The organism is Arthrobacter sp. 8AJ (assembly GCF_902506025.1).
Lineage (GTDB): Bacteria > Actinomycetota > Actinomycetes > Actinomycetales > Micrococcaceae > Arthrobacter.
Genome location: NZ_LR733290.1, coordinates 20283 through 40237, shown reverse-complemented (window position 1 = coordinate 40237; position 19955 = coordinate 20283). Strand labels below are relative to the sequence as shown.

Here is a 19955-nt window from a genome sequence, read left to right as displayed (position 1 = left end):
CATTGTCGGAACTAACGGAGCTTCCCAGAGTCCATACGGGACTAGGAAATTTTCGACAAACCCCACTTCTCCTGAAGGAGCACCCGATTATGAGCAGCGTTATTTCGGTCTACAACCCCGCTACAGAAGAACAGATAGGCGAGGTGCCCGCCTACGACCTGCCGGACGTAAATGCAGCGGTCGAACGCGCAGGGGCCGCCCAGCGCGCCTGGGTCCGCAAGCCACTGGCTGAACGCCGTGATGCCCTCTGGGCTATTGCCGATGCTGTCATCGCTCACAGCGACGAACTGGCCTTGCTCGAATCCACCGACGTTGGTAAGCCATTGGCGGCGGCCCGACAGGAAGTTCTTGGTGTCGCCGAGTGCTTCAAGTACTACGCCGGAACGGTGGACAAGATCCTCGGGGACACCATTCCGGTCGATGGCGGCGTCAGCATGACTTTCCGCGAGCCGTTGGGTGTTGTGGCCGTAATTGCCCCGTGGAACTTCCCTCTGCCTATCGCGTCCTGGAGTATCGCCCCGGCTCTGGCCAGCGGTAATTCGGTAATTGTGAAACCCGCGGCCCTTACCCCCCTGTCAACTGTCCGATTTGGTGAGATCGTGAAGGAACTGGGCGTCGTCGGGGACGCGCTTCAGGTTCTCACTGGTTCGGGCGCCCGGATCGGCAATGCCCTCGCTGAACACCCGGATGTTAGCAAGATAAGTTTTACTGGTTCCACCGAGGTCGGCCGGTCCATCGTCCAGGCGGCTTCAACGACGATGAAAAGGGTTTCTCTTGAGCTCGGCGGGAAGTCCGCCAGTATCGTCTACAACGACGTTGACCTCGCCAAGTGTCTGCAGGCAGCCCCGATGTCGGTCTTCGACAACACGGGCCAGGACTGCTGTGCACGTAGCCGCTTTCTCGTGCAGCGGGGAATCTTCGACGAGTTCGTTGAGGGATTCATCGAGACTACGCGTGCACTGAAAATCGGTAACCCTCTGGACGACAAGACCAACCTGGGACCTCTGGTATCGGCTGCCCACCGCGACACCGTTTCCAGCTTCCTCGAAAACGGTCTCAACGTCGTCACCGCCGGTGAAGCACCGGATGGCCCCGGCTTCTGGATGGCGCCCAGAATCGTCATCGCCCCGGACCCCAAGAGCCGGGTGGCAACCGATGAAATTTTCGGCCCCATCGCCTCGGTGATTCCCTTCGACACCGAAGAGGAAGCCATCGCGCTGGCCAACAGCTCAATTTACGGCCTGAGCGGCTCCATCTGGACCAACGATGTCGGGCAGGCCCTGCGGACGGCGCGGGCACTTGAGTCCGGGACTCTGTCGGTCAACTCAAACTCATCCATTCGAATTCAGACACCTTATGGCGGCTTCAAACAGTCAGGCATCGGCCGCGGACTGGGCCAGGCTGCCATCGAGGCATACACCGAACTCAAGACCGTATTTGTAAGGACAGAACCGTGACAACTGACACAGGGGAGCTGGTTCGGACCAACCAAGGCACCTCATCCGAAGTATCCAGTGAGACAGGTACCGCCGTGCAGACCCTCAGCGTCCTCTACGGCAGCCAGACCGGGAACGCTGAGTTCCTTGCGTCCAAGATCGTGGACAAGGCAAACGGCCAGGGTTACGCAGCCGAGCTTATGAGCCTGGACATGCTGACCCCGCAAGATGCGGCACGCAAGGACCGCCTGTTGATCGTTACCGCCACACACGACAACGGCCACATGCCGGACAATGCGCAACCGTTTTGGGACCAGCTTCAAAGCGCCGGTTCAGACCTCTTCAAGGACGTTCCCTTCGCAGTCCTTGCCATTGGCGACTCCATGTACGAAGACTTCTGCAAAGCCGGCAGCGATCTTGACGAGCGCCTTGGCGAACTCGGCGGCAAGAGAATCCTTGACCGCCTCGACTGCGATGTCGACTATGACCTGACGTCAGGCAAGTGGATCAAGGGCATGCTTGAGACCTTCAAGACAGTTGTTCCCAAGAAGCGAGACAACAACCCGCAAGACTCCACTGTTCCAGGAGCAAACCCCGGGGAGCAGCCCAAAGGCACACGCCGGGAACCTGACACTGCCACTGTCGTCAAGGCCCGCCTCCTCAGCGCTCCAGAGTCCGAAAAAGAGGTCTGGCACTACGAGCTTGAGGTCAGCGGTGACAGCCGCAACTACCGGCCAGGTGACTCACTTGCCGTAATCCCCACCAACTCCATCGAACTCGTGGAAGACCTCCTCGGATTCCTTGGCCTCGCAGGCAGCGAGGTATTCGGTGAAGACGGCAAGACCGTACGCGAGACGCTTCAAAACGACTATGAGCTACGGCTGCCCCACCTAGGCATCGTGGCCTGGCTCGTCGAAAATCTCGCCCCGGATCATCCCGTGCGGAACCTGGTCGAGTCCGGTGACCGCAATGCGCTGGAGGACTGGCTGTGGGGACGGGACATGCTGGACGTGCTGCAGGAAACCTGGACAACAGATGTCGACCCCGGCGAGTTCCTCTCAATGCTGAGGCCCCTGCAGCACCGGTCGTACTCCATTGCATCCAGTCCCCTCGCTGACGGCGACCGCGTCCACTTGACGGTCTCCACTGTGCAATACGAGACCGCCGGCCGCCGGCACTCGGGTGCATGCAGCGGTTTCCTCCAGTCCGCCGCGCAGACCAAGACAACCATAAAAGTCTTCCCGCTGCCGGCGCACGAGTTCCACCTGCCCCACGACAACTCAGCTGACGTGATCATGGTCGGTCCAGGCGTCGGAGTTGCCCCGTTCCGTGGCTTCCTCCGTGACCGCGAAGTCTCACAAGCCCGGGGACGAAACTGGCTGTTCTTCGGGGACCGCCATGAAAAGCCTTCCTGGCTTTATCAGGAGGAAATGGAAGAACTGCAAAGCAACGGCGTGCTGAACCGCCTCAGCGTGGCTTTCTCCCGCGATCAACAGGGCAAGGTCTATGTCCAGGACCGGATCCGCGAAGAAGGAGAAGACATCTTTGCCTGGCTATCGGGTGGAGCCTCGGTCTATGTGTGCGGCGGCAAACAAATAGCACCTGACATCGACGAAGCCCTGCTGGCGGTGCTCAGCAGCCACGGCGCAATGACCCCCGAAAAGGCGCACGATTACCTGCAGTCCCTGAAGAGCGAAGGACGTTACGTCAAGGACGTCTACTAGGCCCCGCTCGACCTGCGCAGCACCCGGGCTTTCGTGTCCTGGGTACTGGGCAGAACACGAAAAAGTCTTGGCCTGCCTACCGCACAGGAAAGTGACCTGGCTTACCGAATGCATGTAGCCGGCAATCATGATGTGCACCTTGCACATACGCCAAAAGGACCCCGCTCTTAGTGTTTTTAGTAACCAATATCAATGAGGATAAGAGGTACATAGTGAATCCCATCACACAGGTCCCGGAGGACCTCCACGAACTCGAGGCTATCGACATGCAGGATCAATCCTCAGCCGCGTCAGCGCATGACGAACTGCAAAAGTTCGTCTCCGACAACGACATCAAAACGTTCAAAGTGGGCGTCGTGGACCTGGACGGCGTATGGCGCGGCAAGCGCATCCCTGCCAGGTACTTCCTGGAAAGCGTCGCTGAGCGCGGAACGAATATCTGCAACATCATCTTCGGCTGGGACATTCAGGACGAAATCATTTCTGATCTCAGCTACACGGGGTGGGACACGGGTTACCCTGACGTGACGCTCCTCCCCGATCTCAGTACCCTGAAGGTCGTTCCGGGGGAACCCGGCGTGGCTTCCGTCATTTGCGACGCCTACGAGATGTCGGGCGAGCCTGCGGCAATCTGTCCCCGGAGCATTCTCAAGCGAGTCGTGCAGAAAGCCGAAGACCTTGGATACTCGCCAGTCTGCGCCTACGAGTTCGAGTTCTACCTGTTCAAAGGCACCCCGACGGACCTTGCCGCCAAGGACTGGCGCGACCTGACCCCCATCACGGCGGGCAGTCACACCTACAGCCTCGTCAGGGACACAGGCACCGAGTTCCTCATCGGTGAGATCCGACGCCGCCTGTCTGAGCAGGGCATTTTCATCGAGGCCAGCAACAGTGAAAACGGTCCGGGCCAGTTCGAGATGAACATCCACTATTCGGATGCTCTCGCAGCCGCGGACAACGCCCTCCGGCTAAAGGCAACCGTCAAGGAGGTTGCAGCTGAGGCCGGCTACACGGCATCATTCATGGCCAAGATCAACCCGGAGTGGGCCGGCTCCTCCGGGCACATGCACCAGAGCCTTTGGGATCCGCAGTCGGGCAAGTCCGCCTTCGCCAATGCCGAGGAGCCCGGCGAACTGAGCGCCATCGGATACAACTACCTGGCCGGCGTCGTCGAGACGGCACCGGAGCTCACGGCCCTCTACCTGCCCACCATCAACTCTTACAAGCGGACCGAAGGCGGGCAGTGGGCCGGATCCAGCGCCACCTGGGGCCTGGACAACCGAACGGTCGCCATCAGGTCCATCCCGTCAAAGAGCAGCGCCGCACGCATTGAAAACCGGGTACCGGGCGCTGACGCCAATCCTTACCTGGTCATCGCCGCTAACATCGCTGCCGGCCTGCACGGCGTGGAGCAGGAACTGACCGCCCCGAAGCGGGTGGAAGGAAACGCCTACGCCCTGGAGGAAGGACACCAGGTAAAGCAGCTGCCCGGAACACTCGACCAGGCCATCGAACAGTTCGAAAAAAGCGAGGTCGCCAAGGCGTACTTCGGCGAAACCTTCGTGACCCACTACGTCCAGACGAGGCGCTGGGAGCTCCGCAAGCTTCAGACCAGCGTCACCGACTTCGAGATCGCACGTTACCTGGAACGCATCTAGCGCAGAGTGCAGCGCTAAGAGCTCCATTTCCATTTTTTAAATACTCAGAAAGAAGCACCCAATGACCACTCACCCCGGAAAGATCGCTGCAGTCACCGGAGCCGCGTCCGGAAACGGCCTTGCCATCGCAGAAAAGCTCCTCAAGGAGGGCGCCACCGTCGTAGCCCTGGACCGTGACGAGGCCGCGCTCGAACGTCTGATCGGCCAGCACCCGGAAATGGTGCCTGTTGTTATGGACGTCGCCGACGAAGCCTCGGTCCGCAGCGGCATGGCCGAGATCGACGCAAAATTCGGCCGGCTCGACACCCTCGTCAACAACGCAGGAATCGTCAAGGGCAGCAACTTCGACGACGTGAGCGTAGCGGAATGGGACCAGGTCTTCGCCGTGAACTCCACCGGACCGTTCCTGGTCAGCCAGGCCGCACGGCCGCTGCTGGAGAAGGGCGCTGCCGCCCGGGGCGACGATTCAACCAGTGCCATCGTCAACATCACCTCTGTCGAGGCCCACATCGTCATCGCCAGCAGCGGACACCCCCAGGTCCACTACAACGCATCCAAGGGTGCACTTCTTATGTTCACGAAGGCTTTGGCCATCGAAACCGCAGCTTCCAAAATCCGCGTCAACGCTGTCGCCCCCGGCTTCATCGAGACGCCATTCACCAAGTCCGTGCTGGAGAACCAGGAGGCCGTGAAGTTCCTGCTCGACCGCACGCCGCTCGGACGAATCGGACGGCCCTCCGACGTTGCCAACGCAGTCGCGTTCCTGGCCAGCGACGAGGCCAGCTGGGTGACCGGTACCACCATCCACGTCGACGGCGGTTGGCTGGTTTACTGACATGCGGGCGCCCCTTATTGCCATTTCCGCGGCCCGGCAGACCGTCGATACCGCCTTTGGCCCGATGCCTTCAACGGTCCAGAACATGGCCTACGCCAACGGCGTGCTTGCCGCAGGCGGCCGTCCCGCCATTCTTCCGTCCACGGCAACGATCCCCGATGCGGCGCTTGAAGGATTCGACGGGCTGATCCTCACCGGCGGCGGTGACATCAGCCCCCGGCTGTATGGGGAGGACCCGGCCGACACGGTCTATGACGTGTGCGACATCAGGGACGACTTCGAAATCGAGCTTTACAACGAGGCCATGCTCCGCGGCCTGCCCATCCTGGCCACTTGCCGGGGGATGCAGCTAGTCAACGTTATTCGAGGCGGAAACCTCGTCCAGGAAGTGAGCCCGGACAGGGGGCACTGGCAGGACCATCCCTCTCATGAACCATGGCACCAGGTACAACTGGAGCCCGGTTCCGAACTTGCCCGGATCGCCAAAGACCTGACCATTCCCGTGAACAGCTACCACCACCAGGGCTTGGGAAAGCTCGGAACAGGCCTTCGTGTCGTGGGACGGGAAGGCGACGTTATCGAAGCAATTGAAGCCGACGATGCCCGCCTCATCGGAGTCCAATGGCATCCCGAGCACATGGTCGACTACCACGAAGCCCAGAAGGCCCTCTTCGTCGATCTCGTGGAGAAGGCCGCAGCGTACGCACAGTCACAGAAACCACTTCAGGAGCAATTCTCATGAGCACAGAAACTGAGCGGGGACTCAGCCACAACAAGTCAGACTTTGACTTCCACGGACGGTCGCTCGACAACATTTTCGACGAATACCAGGACATCCTAGCCAACGGACCTGTCGGGCACAGTAACAAGTATGGAGGCTTTTGGTACATCACCAAGAGCGAAGATATCTTCAACGCCGAGCAGGACCCCGACACCTTCGCTGTCGGACCCTCAATGCTCCTCCCGGCGTTCGGCACTGACGTCCCCCTCATTCCGATCGACATCGATCCCCCGACCCACGCTGACTTCCGCAAAATCCTGCTGCCGATGTTCACCCCCATGAACATCTCAAAGCTGACACCCGGAATGCGGGAGACCGCCCAGCAGCTGTGCCAGGAAGTCCTCACAGCCGGAGACGTCGTTGATGTCTCGGCAAAGCTTGCCCGCCCGATGCCGACCATTATCTTCAGCCGCCTGGCCGGATATCCGGAACAGGACTGGCCAATCTTCGACCGGTGGATCGACGAAATCATCTATGAGCGGACCGCGCATCCGGAAACCGCATACGCGGCCGGACGCGAACTCAACGACTACTTCGACCGCCTTCTCGACGAACGGGAAAAGGCCGGACCGGAAGCGGACGCCAGCAATGACCTGATCACCCAGCTCCTGAAAGCGGAAGTGAAAGGCCGGAAGCTCACGCGGGAAGAGCTGCTGTCGTACTGCTACCTCCTCTTCCTGGCCGGGCTCGACACGACCGCCTGGGCGATCCGTTCCGCCCTCTGGTACCTGGCCGGCAACCCGCAGGCCCAGCAGCAGTTGCGGGAAGACCCGGACCTGATCCCCACCGCAGCCGAAGAATTCCTGCGGACCCTCTCCCCGGTCCAGGCCATGGCCCGCACCGCGAAGAAGGACACAGTTGTCCGGGGCCAGGAAATCAAGGCTGGCGAACGCGTTGTGCTCGTCTTCGGCGCGGGCAACCGTGACCCGGAGGTCTACGAAGAACCCAACGACATCAAGATCGACCGTGAAGACAACCGCCACCTGGCCTTCGGCGGAGGGATCCACCGGTGCCTCGGCTCGAACCTTGGCCGCGCCGAAATGGTTATCGCCATGGAGGAATTCCTGAAGGCTGTCCCTCACTTCGAACGGGCAAACGACGACGAACCGTGGCACGGCGTCGGCCCGCTTACCCTCAAGATTGGAGCTTGATCACCATGGGAGAACTTTGGGTCGACGGAGGGCGTTGCCAAGGCCACGCCCGGTGCTGGGCTCTGGCACCCGAAACCTTTGAGATCGACGAGGAAGGCTACGCGCACGTTATTCCTGGCCGCGAAAACAGCGGCGATGAACCCAACGTCCGCAAGGCCATCCGGAACTGCCCCGAACGGGCGATCCTGGAACGGGAAACGGCCGAGGCCGGCGAGAAAGCATCAGAGGTTTCGGCATCGTGACACATCTGCCAGACCGGGTTGCGGTCATTGGCGCTTCGGTTGCGTCGGCGATGCTGATTGAACGCAGCCGCGAGCTGGGCTTTGCAGGCGAATTTATCGTCATTGATTCAGACCCGAACGCGCCCTACGACCGGCCCCCGCTGTCCAAGCAATTCCTTCTTGGCACCGGTCCCGTCGAACCGGCCGAGTGGTGGCCGGAGGCTACGCCGATCCTCAAGGCAAAGGCCATCGGGCTGCTCACCGACAAGCGGACTGTCCTGACGGACAAGCTCGGAGAAGTAGCCGCTGACGCCGTCGTCATCTCCACAGGAGCCGGCTCAATCCGGCTGCCGAACGAGCCAGCGGGCGTTCTCAGCCTAAGAACCGCGCAGGACGCCCTTGCCCTGCGCAGCGCCGTGGATGCAGGAGCTTCCAGTGCGATCATCATCGGCGCCGGAACCATTGGTGCGGAACTGGCATCTACACTCGCCCAGCGTGGGCTTGCCGTCACGGTAGTGGATTTGGCTCCGCAACCAATGCAGCGCTTCTTTTCAGGACATCTGGGTGAGGAAGCGAAGGCATGGATGCATCAGGCCGGTGTCGTAACTCATTTTGGGGTTGCTGTGGAATCCATTCAGAAAACGGATGCGCAGTGGACGGTCCGGGTCAGCGGCCTGGACCTGCACGCGGACCTGGTTATCAGCGCTGTCGGCGCACGCCCCCACACCGAATGGCTGACCTACAGCGAGCTCGACATTTCCAACGGAGTCCGTTGCACTGCGGGCGGGAAAGCCCTGCTGACCAGTGGTGAAATCGCCGACGGGATCTTCGCTATCGGAGACGTTTCGGCCCGGCGGGCTGAGGACGGAACCTTTCGGCGGTTCGAGAGTTGGACCCAGGCCCAACGTCATGGCGCAGCCTTGGCTGAATACTTTGCAGGCTTCGACTCCAGCGAACTGGAACAGGCTCCGTACGGGTGGACGGAGCAGTTCGGCCGAAAGGTACAGGTGCACGGAATGCTTCCGCCGGCAGGTGAACTTGTACAGGTATACGCTGCGGAGGAACGCAACGCCGCCTTGTACCGGATTGGATCTGCGGCGGAGGACGTGGCTTGGATCGGCGTCAACGCGCCAAGGCAGTTCAGCCGGGCCTCCATGGGCATGAGCCTTCTAAGCTGAAACGATGAAACCCCCTGCTGAGCCTGCGGCCCCGCAACCGAATGAGGTCCTGCCCGCTGGCTATCGCCACAAACTCCAAATAGCAGAGCTTCGCGCAGACACCCTGTCCGAGCTCACGCAGCTCATGATGGAAGGACCCGATCCACTCGCGCTTGCTCAAAGAGCAGTGGACTTGGTAGCCAGGGCAACAAACTCAGCAGGGGTTTTCGTCTACCTGTGGGATGAACAGGAACAAGTCCTTGTCATGCGCGCAGGCACCCCTGGAGTGCAAAGCCAGCAAATGGGACGAATCACCCTTCGCCTCGGCGAAGGTGTAACTGGCTGGGCAGGGCTCACCAAACAGTCGGTTGTCCTAAACAAGAACATTCAGCAGGACCCGAGGTTCGCCAGCATCAGCGAACTGCAGGAAGAAGATTTCAATTCGATGCTGGTTGTCCCGATCGTGGCACCGACCGGGACCCTCCTTGGCGTGTTCAGCCTCTGGTCATATGAGGAGGAAACCTTCACCTGGGAGTCAAAGCTGATTGCTGACGAGGTGGGAGTGCTGCTTGCCAGCGGCCTGCTGCAGGCTGAGACAGTTGATGACTTGCGGCGCCAATCCGCAGCAGCGCACTTCCTTGTCGATTTCCCGATCAACTCCGCCACTTCCGTCCTGCAATGCGCCCAAGTGGCCACCCAGGCGATTCTTAAGCACATGAGCTCCGACGGCTGCGTTATTGAATATTTCGGCCGGGGGGCAGCCACATCGCCGCCCACCGCCATCGCAATGGACAAGGGCGAGCGAAGCGGAATCGTAGTTAGAACCACTCACTCACGAACAGCAACGTCCGAATTCATTGAATCCAACTTCGCCGGACACGAGCGGATATCTGTCTCCTTTGGCCTGACGAGCACCCGGGGCATCGTCACGTGCTATCGTCCACGCCGCTATTCCACCAGAGAGCTCGATCGGCTCAGCGCCATTTGCTCTCAGCTGGCCGCCCTCTTTGAAGCAGTAGAACTGGAGTCCGTCGGCTCATCCCATGCTTCACGCCTGCTCCGAAGCGTCGGCACGAGCACATTCGCCCGCATTCTCGAGGAATCAGGCTGGTCAAAGGGCCGCACTCTGCCGGTCCTGGTGCGAGTGAAACGGCTGAAATTCGACTCTGACGCGGTGTCCAGACGCATCGCCCCCTACCTTCAGGAACTGGCCGGCCCCCGATCCCTGGTCTTCACGGAAGGCCCCCTCAGCCTGCTCTTTATCGATACCCCTTCCGGCTCCGGAGAAGAGATCAAGGCGAAGCTGGAGACGACTCTTTCTGACCTCGACGAACACCGTGGCGTCTCAGCTTTCGCCGGCGTAGGTCCACTGGCGCGGGACGTCGCCTCTCTGCAGCCAGCGCTCTCAGACGCCGAAACCGCACTGGCCTGGACAGAACTGGTAGGCAGGACATCCGGGAGACGGGTCACCTCTTTCAGCGACATAGAACACCTGCAGGAACTGCCCCTTGTTGGGGAGGGGATGTCTGCAGAGATCAGGGACGTGCTCGCCGAACTCAGGTCCCTCATGCGCTACGACGCGGAAAATGGAACCCAGCTGGCCGAAACCGTCGCCATGCTCCTGTCCAATAAAGGATCCATTGCCGACACGGTCTCCAAACTGCACATCCACCGCAACACACTCCGGCAACGGCTCCAGCGCGTAGAGCAGCTCATCGGTCATTCATTCGAAGAAGCCGGCGACTGGCTGCCCACGGGCATCGCTGCGCGACTGGCTATGCGCGAAGGCCACCGCACTGTTCTTCAATGACGGCAACAGCGGCCGGGGTCCGCTGAGGAAATATTCGGATGATCCCAAGATCACCAGGCTGTGGCACACACATTCGGATCTTAATGTGCAACCGGCACTGCGACCCCGGCCATGCTGTTCGCTACGTTGAAGTTGTCCGCCTGGGTCCGGGGACTAAAGGCCATGGGGCTTCGGTGTCCGGCTTAACCACACAGGATGCCACCGTCCCTTCACAACCCAGGTTTCGCATGCTGAAACCCTGACCGCCCGATAAGGAATTCGAGAATGACCAATCAGCCAAACCTGCCCCGAGGTACCGGTACCCTGCAGGCACTCGTCATACAGCCAGATCTCCACTGCCCACTGGACCGGCTCGGTGTTTGGCTGCACGATGAGGGAATAACCACCAGAATTATCCAGCCTTTCAGTGGTGACGTGATCCCGGACGTGATTCAGGAGGACGCCCTGGTGGTTCTTGGCGGAGACATGAGCTCATTGGACGACCATGCCTATCACTGGCTTACCGACATCCGGCGCCTCATGGCGGCCGCCGCCACCCAGAGGAAACCGACACTAGGGATCTGCCTTGGAGCTCAGTTGATGGCACAGACGTTCGGCGGGACCGTGGCCAGAGGAGACCAAGGCCTCGAAGCGGGGGTCGCCGAGGTGGCATTACGGCCCGATGCTGCCGAGGATCCCTTGATGGCCGGATTGCCGGATCCCTTCTTCGCAGGCGCCATGCATGGGGACATGATCGACCAACTCCCGCCGTCAGCAGTATGGCTCGGGATGACGGCCCAGTATCCGCATCAGGCTTTTCGAGTAGGCGAGATGTCATGGGGAGTTCAGTTTCACCCGGAGATCTCGCCGGTGGTCTACCGCCAGTGGTTGTCCCTAGTCAATGAGAATGACACGGTTGCCGTGGAGCGGGCCGGCCGCGGAATGAAAGCATTCGAGAAACAAGACCAGATCGTGAGGGAGCATACCGAGGCGATGGCGCGACGCTTCGCCCACCTGGTCCGAACCACGGCAACGGTGGCTACTCAGTAACCAACAGTGCGTGGTGGCGCTACGGCCGCGGGGTGGACGTTGGACACTAGCCAATGCAGCGATTCCTGCCCCTGGACTCATTGAGTCTGCGGGCAGGAACAGGTCCTTGCCAGTACCTCGTGCCCGGATCCACCAGCACGGAGCGGGGCAAAGCACGGCGTCTTCATGTCTAGGCCCAGGACCTTGTCCCAGCTGGTACCGCCAGTTCACCCCAGAACGGGTTCAGGATACCTCCACAAAGGATGGTGCCCTCATGGTCAGCGGAGCCAGTGTTTCTCCGGCTGAATAGCTATCTGCGAAAACAGCCGCTCCTGCGCTGGTCAGAGCTACCGGGACATTTGCCCACATATTGATGCCGTCTTCCACGGACACCGCCGGCAAGTCGAGATGGGCGAGGTGCACAATCTCGTTTCCTTGTTCGATGGACAAGCATGCCCCGTCGGGCCCGACTATTATTTTTGGGTTGCAAATCGAGACCGACATAAGCCCGTGATGGGCGAGGAAGCGGGCCTCTCCACCGAACTGGAGCACAAAGTTGTGCCCGTCAGAATGATCCAGGCTTCTGAACGGGAAATAGAACTGCCGGGTATTTGTCACGGCAGCACCCTCGCGCAGGAGTATGCGTCCATCGCGCATAGACTGCACGTACTGTACAAAGCTCTCTTTCACCGCCCAGGCCATGCCGAGATCTGCTCTTTCCACAGTAGGTTCGGACATCATGGGTTCCTTCGCGTTGCCAGGTTGCACACGGCCGGCGGGGTCCCGCTCCCGACACACCAGGAATGGGAGCGGCTTACCGCCTCTTCCACCATTTTCGCGCCGGCACAGATGATCGACATGTACCGCGGGCACAGCGTTCGCGCCGGCTGTGTGCCTGGCGCCCATCCGTGAGGGGACGATGGACACCGCGGTCGGCTCATCATTGAGGTTGACAGCCTGCTGGAGGCGCCGCCGGCGCGCCAACGCCGGGGGAGGGGCGCTGATGGGCTCGATCAGTCAGACGAGTCCTGAATCAGTCTGAGAAGTTCAGTTGTTCAGGGGCGACGCACTCGTAGACGAGTCCAGGAGGAATCTGGTGGCTGAGCTCAAGGGTGTAGGACCAGGGGCCGTGCCAGGTGACAAGAACGCCTGACGCTTCATCCTGGACTGTTTCAGAGCGCAGCCGAGTAATCGCTCTTGCTAAGTCATTATCGTCATGCAGCTGTTCCGGAAGCTGTACGCGTCCAGGCGCAGCGGAGTATTCGCACCTCATGGTGCAGCAGCATGCTGGAAGCCAGGGCAGAGGCTGGCCCTGTCGGTTTCCCATCTATAGTCGACCCACACCCTGAAACCGTCTGCCCGGTGAAAGAGACGGCGGGGCTCGGCGCCGTCACTGTCGAGCCACAGGATTTGATCATCGTCGGTTACTGCATCGACAACTCCGCGGCGGATCTCCTTATCCAGAAGTTTCACGATGACCAGTTGGCCAACCAGCGGCTGCCATTTGGGTTGCAGGTGAAATGCCATTTGATGCTGTCCCCTTCCTATGGAGCGGAGCGGGCTGTGCCTGCCTTCTCTCGGGCAGGCACAGCCGTTGTTTTAAACCGTTACGAGGTCCTGCCAGTCGGCGAGGTCATGTCCATGGGCATCGCTGACAGACTTGTGGGTGACCTTTCCCGCCGCCACGTTCAGACCGCCCGCCAGAGCGGGGAGCCGGTCGAAAGCACCCTTGACGCCGTAGTTGGCCAAAGCAACCGCGTAGCGGAGCGTGACGTTGGTCAGCGCGTAGGTGGAGGTGTTCGGGACAGCGCCGGGCATGTTGGCCACGCAGTAGAAGATCGTCTCGTGAACCTTGTACGTGGGTTCCTGATGCGTGGTGGGGTGCGTGTCCTCGAAGCAGCCGCCCTGGTCCACCGCGATGTCCACCAGGACCGAGCCGGGCTTCATCCGGGCCACGAGGTCGTTGGTGACGAGCTTGGGAGCCTTCGCTCCCGGAATCAGAACGGAGCCGATGACGAGATCAGCATCGATCACTGACTTTTCGATCTCGTACGAGTTCGACGCCACGGTTTTGAGCCGGCCCTGGTACTGGGCGTCGAGTTCGCGCAGGCGGTTGATGTTGATGTCCAGGATGGTGACGTCGGCACCAAGGCCCAGCGCCATGGCGGCGGCGTTGGTGCCGGCAACACCTGCACCGAGGACCACCACTTTCGCGGGGCGGACGCCGGGTACCCCGCCGAGCAGCACGCCTTTGCCGCCGGCGGGCGCCATAAGGGAGGTCGCGCCGACCTGAACGGAGAGCCGGCCGGCCACTTCGGACATGGGTGCGAGCAGCGGCAGCGCCCGGCCTTCCTGGACCGTCTCATAAGCGATGGCCGTGACGCCGGAGTCGACAAGCGCCTGAGTGAGTGCCGGCTCCGCGGCAAGGTGAAGGTAGGTGAAAAGGAGCAGTCCCTCGCGGAAGTGGCGGTATTCGGACGCCACGGGTTCCTTAACCTTCATCACCATGTCGGCTCGGGCCCAGACCTCGTCTGCAGTCTGAACGATCTCAGCTCCGGCGAGTGCGTACTCCTGATCGCTAATGCCGGAACCGGCGCCGGCACCGGTTTCCACGAGCACGTCGTGGCCGTTTGCTTTGAATTCATGCACGCCGGCAGCCGTGATGGCCACGCGGAACTCGTTGTTCTTGATTTCCTTGGGGACGGAGATGATCATGCTCACGCTTTCTGAGGGGATTGACGTTTGTGAGCAAAAGAATGACAGAAACTGCGAAATATCCAACTTTGCCTGCAGAATCTGCGGCAAAATAGGAGTTATTGGCCACTTCCTGCGTTGTGAGGAGCGTTACATGGTGTTCGACCCGCAGAAACTGCAGCAGGTGACTCTGGACGAAGTCGACCAGAGGCTTCTGGGTCTGTTGTCCAAGAATTCGAGGCGTACCAATCAGTCGTTGTCGGAAGCCCTGGGGCTTGCGCCGTCAACCTGTCTTGCGCGCCTTAAGGCGCTCAAGGAGTCGGGGGTGATCAAGCGGTTCACCGTCGAAGTCGCACCCGAAGCCATGGGTTTGCCTCTCCAGGCCCTGGTGAGCGTGCGGCTTAGGCCTGGTGCCCGTCACCTCATGAACGCCTTCGGTAACGAGTTGCGGGACCTTCCCGAAATTAAGCAGTTCTTCGTACTGGGCGGTGCCGACGATTTCTTGATCCACATCACGGCCAAAAACACTGAGCACATCCGTCAATTCGTGCTGGACCACTTGTCTTCGAATCCTGCCGTCGCAGGCACCCAGACCAACCTCGTGTTCGAACACGGTCACGGAACCGCCTTCGGCCTCTAGTTGGCCTGGGACACCTCGCCGTAGATGGCCCAGGCTGACGGTCACCCGCGGCTTCGTGGTCGAGGCAACTGGACGTTCCGGTCCATGTCTTGCACTAGTTAGGGGCGCGGCCAGCTGCTCCAATGGCATTACGAGACGCGAAAACGTCGCTTATCAGGAAAGGAACCGAAAGTGTCATCCTCAGATGCACGTAACCCCGACTTCCAGAGAATCTTCGAAAGTCTGCCGAACCAATACATCATCGTCGCCCCTGACAGGACGATTGTCGCCGCCACTGACTCGTTCCTTGCATCTACGGGAAAGAGCCGTGAGGGAATCGTCGGCATGGATATCCTTGACGCTTTTCCGGACAACCCGGACAACCCTGATGCGAAGGGAACAGAGATTCTGCGAAGCTCCATCGAGCGTGTTGTCGAGACCGGAGAAATCGACATTCTTCCGCCTGTTCGCTATGACATTGAGAACTCGGACGGAATTTTCGAGCCCCGCTGGTTCCAGCCCCTGAACGCCCCGGCGTTCGACGATGAGGGCAAGCTCGTCTACGTCCTGCACGGGGCGGAAGACATCACGGCTCAGATGATGAGCAAAAGCTGAACTTCTCGTAATCAGGCGCACCAACCGATAGGACTGAAATTATGGACGACGTCAAAGTAACCCTCGTTGGAGGACCGACCCTGCTCCTCGAGATCGCCGGCTACCGGATGATCACTGACCCGACCTTTGATTCTCCCCAGGTCTACCACCACCCAATTGCCGGGCCCGTTACCAAGAAGCTCGGCCCGAGCGCCACCCCCGAGGAGCTTGGTCAAGTTGACCTGGCTCTCGCTTCCCACGAGCACATCGACAATCTGGACGTGGCCGGTCGGGGTTTTCTCACGATGGTGCCGCTTGCCCTCACAACGACAGAGGCCGCGGAGAGCTTTGGCCCCAACGTCCTGGGGATCAGCGACTACGACGTTCATACCGTGGCGCTTCCCGATGGCAGGCAGATGAAGATCACGGCTGTGCCGGCGCATCATGGCCCGGAGGGCGTGTGGGACGCGCTTGGTCCGGTCATCGGCTTTGTTCTCGAAGCGGAGGGCATGCCGACGGTGTACATCAGCGGTGACAACTCCGAGCTCGATATCGTGCGCGAAATCGCGGACCGTTTTCCAACCATTGATATCGCTGTGCTCTTCGTCGGCGGCGCTAAATTCGATGTGATTGCTGACGGGGCGTATATCACTCTCAGCAATGACCGTGCCCTCGAAGCGGCCAAGATCATGGGAGCCAAAAAGGTCGTTCCAGTGCACGAGGATTCGTGGGCACATTTCAGCCAAAATGCGGACCAGATCAGCAAACTCTTTGCAGACGCTGGGCTGAGCGATCTGCTCATCGCCCTGAAACCGGGGGAGTCTGCCGACATCCGGCTCTAACAGGAGGAATGGAATCGAAGGTTGGGCGTTTGGCAGCCCAACCTTCGATTCTTCTTTCAAAGACAGAACGTGAGAAGGTCCACCACGACAGCACGGCGTCAACTTATGTGCGCGGCGCACATACAGCCGCCTGAGGGGTCCGGAAGAATGGCGGCAGCACTACTCACAGACCGCTTGGAGCTCAGGGACGATGACGACCATTGCAGAGCAACTCACCCGAGATCACGACGACCTGGCGGATGCTGCCGGGCGCCTGAGTGCCGACTATTGGTCCATATCGCAAGGGCTGCGGCTGCTGGGCGACCGCTGGTCCCTGTTGATCGTGCGTGAACTGCTCGGCGGTGAGATGGGGTTCAATGATATGTCCCGCGCGCTGCCCGATCTCTCACGGACGCTGCTCTCCCAGCGGCTTAAGCGCCTGGTCCAGCTGGAGCTTGTCGTTCGCAACGATGAAACCGGCCCCCGCGGCTCGCGCCGCTACAGACTGACGCCGATCGGCTACGGGTTACGCCAGACCTTGGAGTCGCTCGGTCTCTGGGCAAGTCGATGGCAAGAGCCCTTTGAGAATGATCTGCGGGCAGGTCTTGGCACACTCCTCGAACATATGGGCCGCAGCCTCGTGACAGATTCCCTGCCTCGGAAGTCGCTTGTCCTGGCATTCGAGTTCGACAACGTCAGGGGAGCACCCTTCCAGGGTTGGATCTGCAGGGAAAACAGCAAGACAACCGCCAGCATCGGCCGCTCAGAACGTACCCCGGATCTTCAGATCCATGTCGCCCCGCGGGTCCTCTACGATCTGTGGTGGGGTCTTCGCCGTTGTGAGGATGCACGGCAGCTGGGCTCTATCGGATTTGTTGGTCCGCACGAATGGGCAGCGGAGTTCTCCGGTTGGTTCACTCCCCGAGCAGCAGCCTTCTAGCGTTTAGCGCACCGATTCCAGATGCCTCTGAGGATTGTAGGCTCGCCACCTTTCCTGCCTTTTTTCGCCGTTTGATCTGCTGGTCCAGTTCCTTGTCTGGATGCAACGCAGGATATGGAACAAGGTCTACACCCCTTTGCCGGGGGAGAGTAGGGTCAAGTAAACAAGCCGTCGCCCAAGCCTGTCTAAGACCACATGGTGCCGGCGCTGCTTTCTTGGAGGAACCAGGATGGCTGGATGGAATGCTGACACGGCGGCCGGGCCAGTAGGGGCTGGGACGGTCACCCTGGTCGAAGAAACCTCGTTCTGCATTTCCTTGCCCAATGGCGACATTCATCCTGAGCACCCGCATGGCCTGTTCGTCCAGGACACCCGCTTCCTGTCCCGCTGGAACCTGACAGTCAACAGTCAACCGCTTGAGTCCCTGGCTGCCGAGACACGTGAGCCTTTCCGTGCCCTGTTTGCAGGTCGGGTTCCCCGCTCCGACGGATATGCGGACAGCCCGCTGATCGTAGAGCGACTGCGGGAAGTCGGGGCCGGTCTCCAAGAACAACTTACGGTTCGCAATTTCTCAACAAAGCCCGTCCAGTGCGTGATGTCCCTGGAGGTTGAAGCGGATTTCGCAGACCTTTTCGAAGTGAAGGAAGCCCGGATTCAGCGAACGTGGGACGCAAGCCGCCATGTCGACCGGGACCAGTTGACCATTGACGGGGCTTGGCAAGGCATGCGAAAGCGGGTAGTCATTCAGGCGCCAGGAGCCGACGTGAAGCCGGAAGCGGTCACCTATCTGGTATCGGTCCCGCCACACGGTCACTGGAGCGCGATTGTCAGTGCTACGGCTGAGGTCGAAGGCTCCGCGCGGAGCGCTGCACTTGTCCACCCTGATGGGGAAGTATTGTCCCCAAGTGACCGGCGCCGCAAGGAATGGGTTGCCAAGATTCCGGTCGTACACATGAGTAATCGATCCATCGAGCGGACCTTACGGCGGAGCTACGACGACTTGGGCGCCCTCCGGATTGAGGACCCGAACCATCCAGAGCGTGTTGTGGTGGCTGCAGGTGCCCCGTGGTTCATGACGCTCTTTGGCCGTGATTCCTTGTGGGCCTCAGAAATGGCGTTACCGGTGGATCCATCGCTGGCCCTAGGGACGCTGCAAACGCTGGCGGACCGGCAAGGAAGCGTCGTGGACCCGCTGACGGAGGAAGAACCCGGCAAGATCCTGCACGAAGTAAGGTTTAGCGTCAACGCCAGTTTGGCCCTTGGAGGCAAATCGGCCTACTACGGGAGCGTCGACGCGACGCCACTGTTTGTCGATGTGCTTGGAGCCGTCAGCCGGTGGGGATTTGGCGCTGATATTATCGCTGATTTACTGCCTCACGCGGACCGCGCCTTGGATTGGATACGGCATTACGGGGACAAAGATGGCGACGGTTTCGTCGAATATGAACGTCTCAACGACCAAGGGCTGATCAACCAGGGCTGGAAGGACTCCTGGGACGGGATCAATTTCGCCGATGGAACACTTGCCGAGCCCCCGATCGCGCTCTGTGAAGTTCAGGCCTACGTCTATGCCGCGTACACTGCCCGCGCCTGGATGGCATACGACTCTGGGGACACCGCAAGAGGAGATGAACTCACCGATCGGGCAGCAGAGCTCAAACGAAGGTTTAACGAGCAGTTCTGGATACCGGATCGCGGGTACTATGCAATAGCCCTCGACGGCAGGAAACGCCAAGTGGACGCGTGTGCCTCCAACATGGGCCACTGCCTCGTCTACGGCCTCGTTGACGAGGACAAGGCTTCCCAGGTTGTCGAGCGGCTTATGTCTCCCGAGATGTTCAGCGGGTGGGGTATACGGACCCTGGGCAGCGACATGGGTGCATACAACCCGGCCAGTTATCACAACGGTTCGATATGGCCCCACGACAATGCCATCATCGCTGCCGGCCTGTTGCGATACGGCTTCGTGGAGGAAGCTCAGCGTATTTCTACTGCAATGCTGGAAGCGGCGGAATGGTCAGGTGGGCGCTTGCCCGAGCTCTTCTGCGGCTTCAGCCGCGACCAGTTTGCCGAACCCGTTCCTTATCCAACCGCTTGTTCGCCCCAGGCTTGGGCAGCAACCGCGCCGATACTGCTGGTGACAAACCTGATGCGGTACGACGTTCATGTCTCCCGTCGGGGACTCTGGATGGATCCTGTACTGCCCGAAACCTACGGGGATCTGCACATCACCAACGCACCGGTTGGTGGCGGCCGGATCACTATCGACATCGACAAGTCTGGCCCGTCCGTTCAGGGCCTCCCTGAGTGGATGGAATTTCGACGCGGACATCGGCCATGGATTACAGAACTGGTACAACAGGCAGACCGCCGACGAAAGAAGTAGGCAGCTTGGTTGCCATCAAAACCGGCGGCGTCATAGCTGTGCTGCCTATGAATATGAGGCGGGATAGGGATAGCCCGCTACGTAGTTCCGGCCCCGTAAAGGCAAGCGTCCCGGCCATAC

18 protein-coding genes are annotated in these 19955 nt (G+C 60.4%); 15 read left to right on the top strand and 3 right to left on the bottom strand.

All coding sequences use genetic code 11. The features are described 5' to 3' along the window. The first annotated feature begins 89 nt into the window (after positions 1-89). The 10 genes from BACI349Y_RS19875 (at position 90) to BACI349Y_RS19830 (ending at position 11802) form a co-directional block, all read left to right on the top strand. Positions 90-1457 (top strand): aldehyde dehydrogenase family protein, encoded by a 1368-nt coding sequence (locus BACI349Y_RS19875; protein ID WP_159636072.1) that lies wholly within the window; start codon positions 90-92, stop codon positions 1455-1457. After that, the gene (locus tag BACI349Y_RS19870; protein ID WP_159636069.1) at positions 1454-3160 is read left to right on the top strand and encodes a diflavin oxidoreductase; all 1707 of its coding nucleotides are present in this window, start codon (positions 1454-1456) and stop codon (positions 3158-3160) included. The genes BACI349Y_RS19875 and BACI349Y_RS19870 overlap by 4 nt, the downstream gene beginning before the upstream one ends. 212 nt (positions 3161-3372) lie before the next feature. Then, positions 3373-4818, top strand: coding sequence for a glutamine synthetase family protein (locus BACI349Y_RS19865; protein ID WP_236561123.1), 1446 nt, complete (start codon positions 3373-3375; stop codon positions 4816-4818). 61 nt (positions 4819-4879) lie between these two features. Beyond that, the gene (locus tag BACI349Y_RS19860) at positions 4880-5653 is read left to right on the top strand and encodes an SDR family NAD(P)-dependent oxidoreductase (RefSeq protein ID WP_159636066.1); all 774 of its coding nucleotides are present in this window, start codon (positions 4880-4882) and stop codon (positions 5651-5653) included. Position 5654: 1 nt separating this feature from the next. Beyond that, positions 5655-6395: a gamma-glutamyl-gamma-aminobutyrate hydrolase family protein gene (locus BACI349Y_RS19855; RefSeq protein WP_056331967.1), complete on the top strand. Its 741-nt coding sequence runs from the start codon at positions 5655-5657 to the stop codon at positions 6393-6395. Continuing rightward, positions 6392-7585 carry a cytochrome P450 gene (locus BACI349Y_RS19850; RefSeq protein WP_056331965.1) on the top strand — a complete coding sequence of 398 codons (1194 nt, stop codon included), beginning with the start codon at positions 6392-6394 and terminating at the stop codon, positions 7583-7585. The genes BACI349Y_RS19855 and BACI349Y_RS19850 overlap by 4 nt, the downstream gene beginning before the upstream one ends. Positions 7586-7590: 5 nt before the next feature. Next, the gene (locus tag BACI349Y_RS19845) at positions 7591-7827 is read left to right on the top strand and encodes a ferredoxin (protein ID WP_142059642.1); all 237 of its coding nucleotides are present in this window, start codon (positions 7591-7593) and stop codon (positions 7825-7827) included. Further along, complete coding sequence (locus BACI349Y_RS19840) at positions 7824-8984, top strand: NAD(P)/FAD-dependent oxidoreductase (RefSeq protein ID WP_236561121.1); 1161 nt, start codon at positions 7824-7826, stop codon at positions 8982-8984. Before BACI349Y_RS19845 ends, BACI349Y_RS19840 begins: the two co-directional genes overlap by 4 nt. Positions 8985-8988: 4 nt before the next feature. Further along, positions 8989-10773, top strand: a complete 1785-nt coding sequence (locus tag BACI349Y_RS19835; RefSeq protein WP_159636063.1) for a helix-turn-helix domain-containing protein — start codon at positions 8989-8991, stop codon at positions 10771-10773. A gap of 264 nt (positions 10774-11037) precedes the next feature. Then, complete coding sequence (locus BACI349Y_RS19830; RefSeq protein WP_159636060.1) at positions 11038-11802, top strand: type 1 glutamine amidotransferase; 765 nt, start codon at positions 11038-11040, stop codon at positions 11800-11802. Between the two features lie 222 nt (positions 11803-12024). Here the strand turns inward: BACI349Y_RS19830 and BACI349Y_RS19825 are convergent, their stop codons facing one another. From BACI349Y_RS19825 to ald, 3 genes are all read right to left on the bottom strand, one after another. Beyond that, positions 12025-12522, bottom strand: coding sequence for an HtaA domain-containing protein (locus tag BACI349Y_RS19825; protein ID WP_056331957.1), 498 nt, complete (start codon positions 12520-12522; stop codon positions 12025-12027). Between the two features lie 528 nt (positions 12523-13050). Then, entirely contained in the window at positions 13051-13308 is a 258-nt protein-coding gene (locus BACI349Y_RS19820) for a hypothetical protein (protein WP_159636057.1), read from the bottom strand. Between the two features lie 72 nt (positions 13309-13380). Then, positions 13381-14496, bottom strand: coding sequence for an alanine dehydrogenase (gene ald, locus BACI349Y_RS19815; RefSeq protein WP_159636054.1), 1116 nt, complete (start codon positions 14494-14496; stop codon positions 13381-13383). Here ald and BACI349Y_RS19810 point away from each other — a divergent pair. From BACI349Y_RS19810 to BACI349Y_RS19790, 5 genes are all read left to right on the top strand, one after another. Continuing rightward, positions 14489-15115 (top strand): Lrp/AsnC family transcriptional regulator, encoded by a 627-nt coding sequence (locus BACI349Y_RS19810; RefSeq protein WP_328699877.1) that lies wholly within the window; start codon positions 14489-14491, stop codon positions 15113-15115. The two genes, ald and BACI349Y_RS19810, sit on opposite strands and share 8 nt — an antisense overlap. A gap of 171 nt (positions 15116-15286) precedes the next feature. After that, entirely contained in the window at positions 15287-15709 is a 423-nt protein-coding gene (locus BACI349Y_RS19805; RefSeq protein ID WP_159636051.1) for a PAS domain S-box protein, read from the top strand. 41 nt (positions 15710-15750) lie between these two features. Next, entirely contained in the window at positions 15751-16530 is a 780-nt protein-coding gene (locus BACI349Y_RS19800) for an MBL fold metallo-hydrolase (RefSeq protein WP_079598570.1), read from the top strand. Positions 16531-16720: 190 nt separating this feature from the next. Further along, positions 16721-17449: a winged helix-turn-helix transcriptional regulator gene (locus BACI349Y_RS19795; RefSeq protein ID WP_159636048.1), complete on the top strand. Its 729-nt coding sequence runs from the start codon at positions 16721-16723 to the stop codon at positions 17447-17449. Between the two features lie 229 nt (positions 17450-17678). Further along, positions 17679-19835 carry an amylo-alpha-1,6-glucosidase gene (locus BACI349Y_RS19790; protein WP_159636045.1) on the top strand — a complete coding sequence of 719 codons (2157 nt, stop codon included), beginning with the start codon at positions 17679-17681 and terminating at the stop codon, positions 19833-19835. Positions 19836-19955 lie beyond the last annotated feature (120 nt).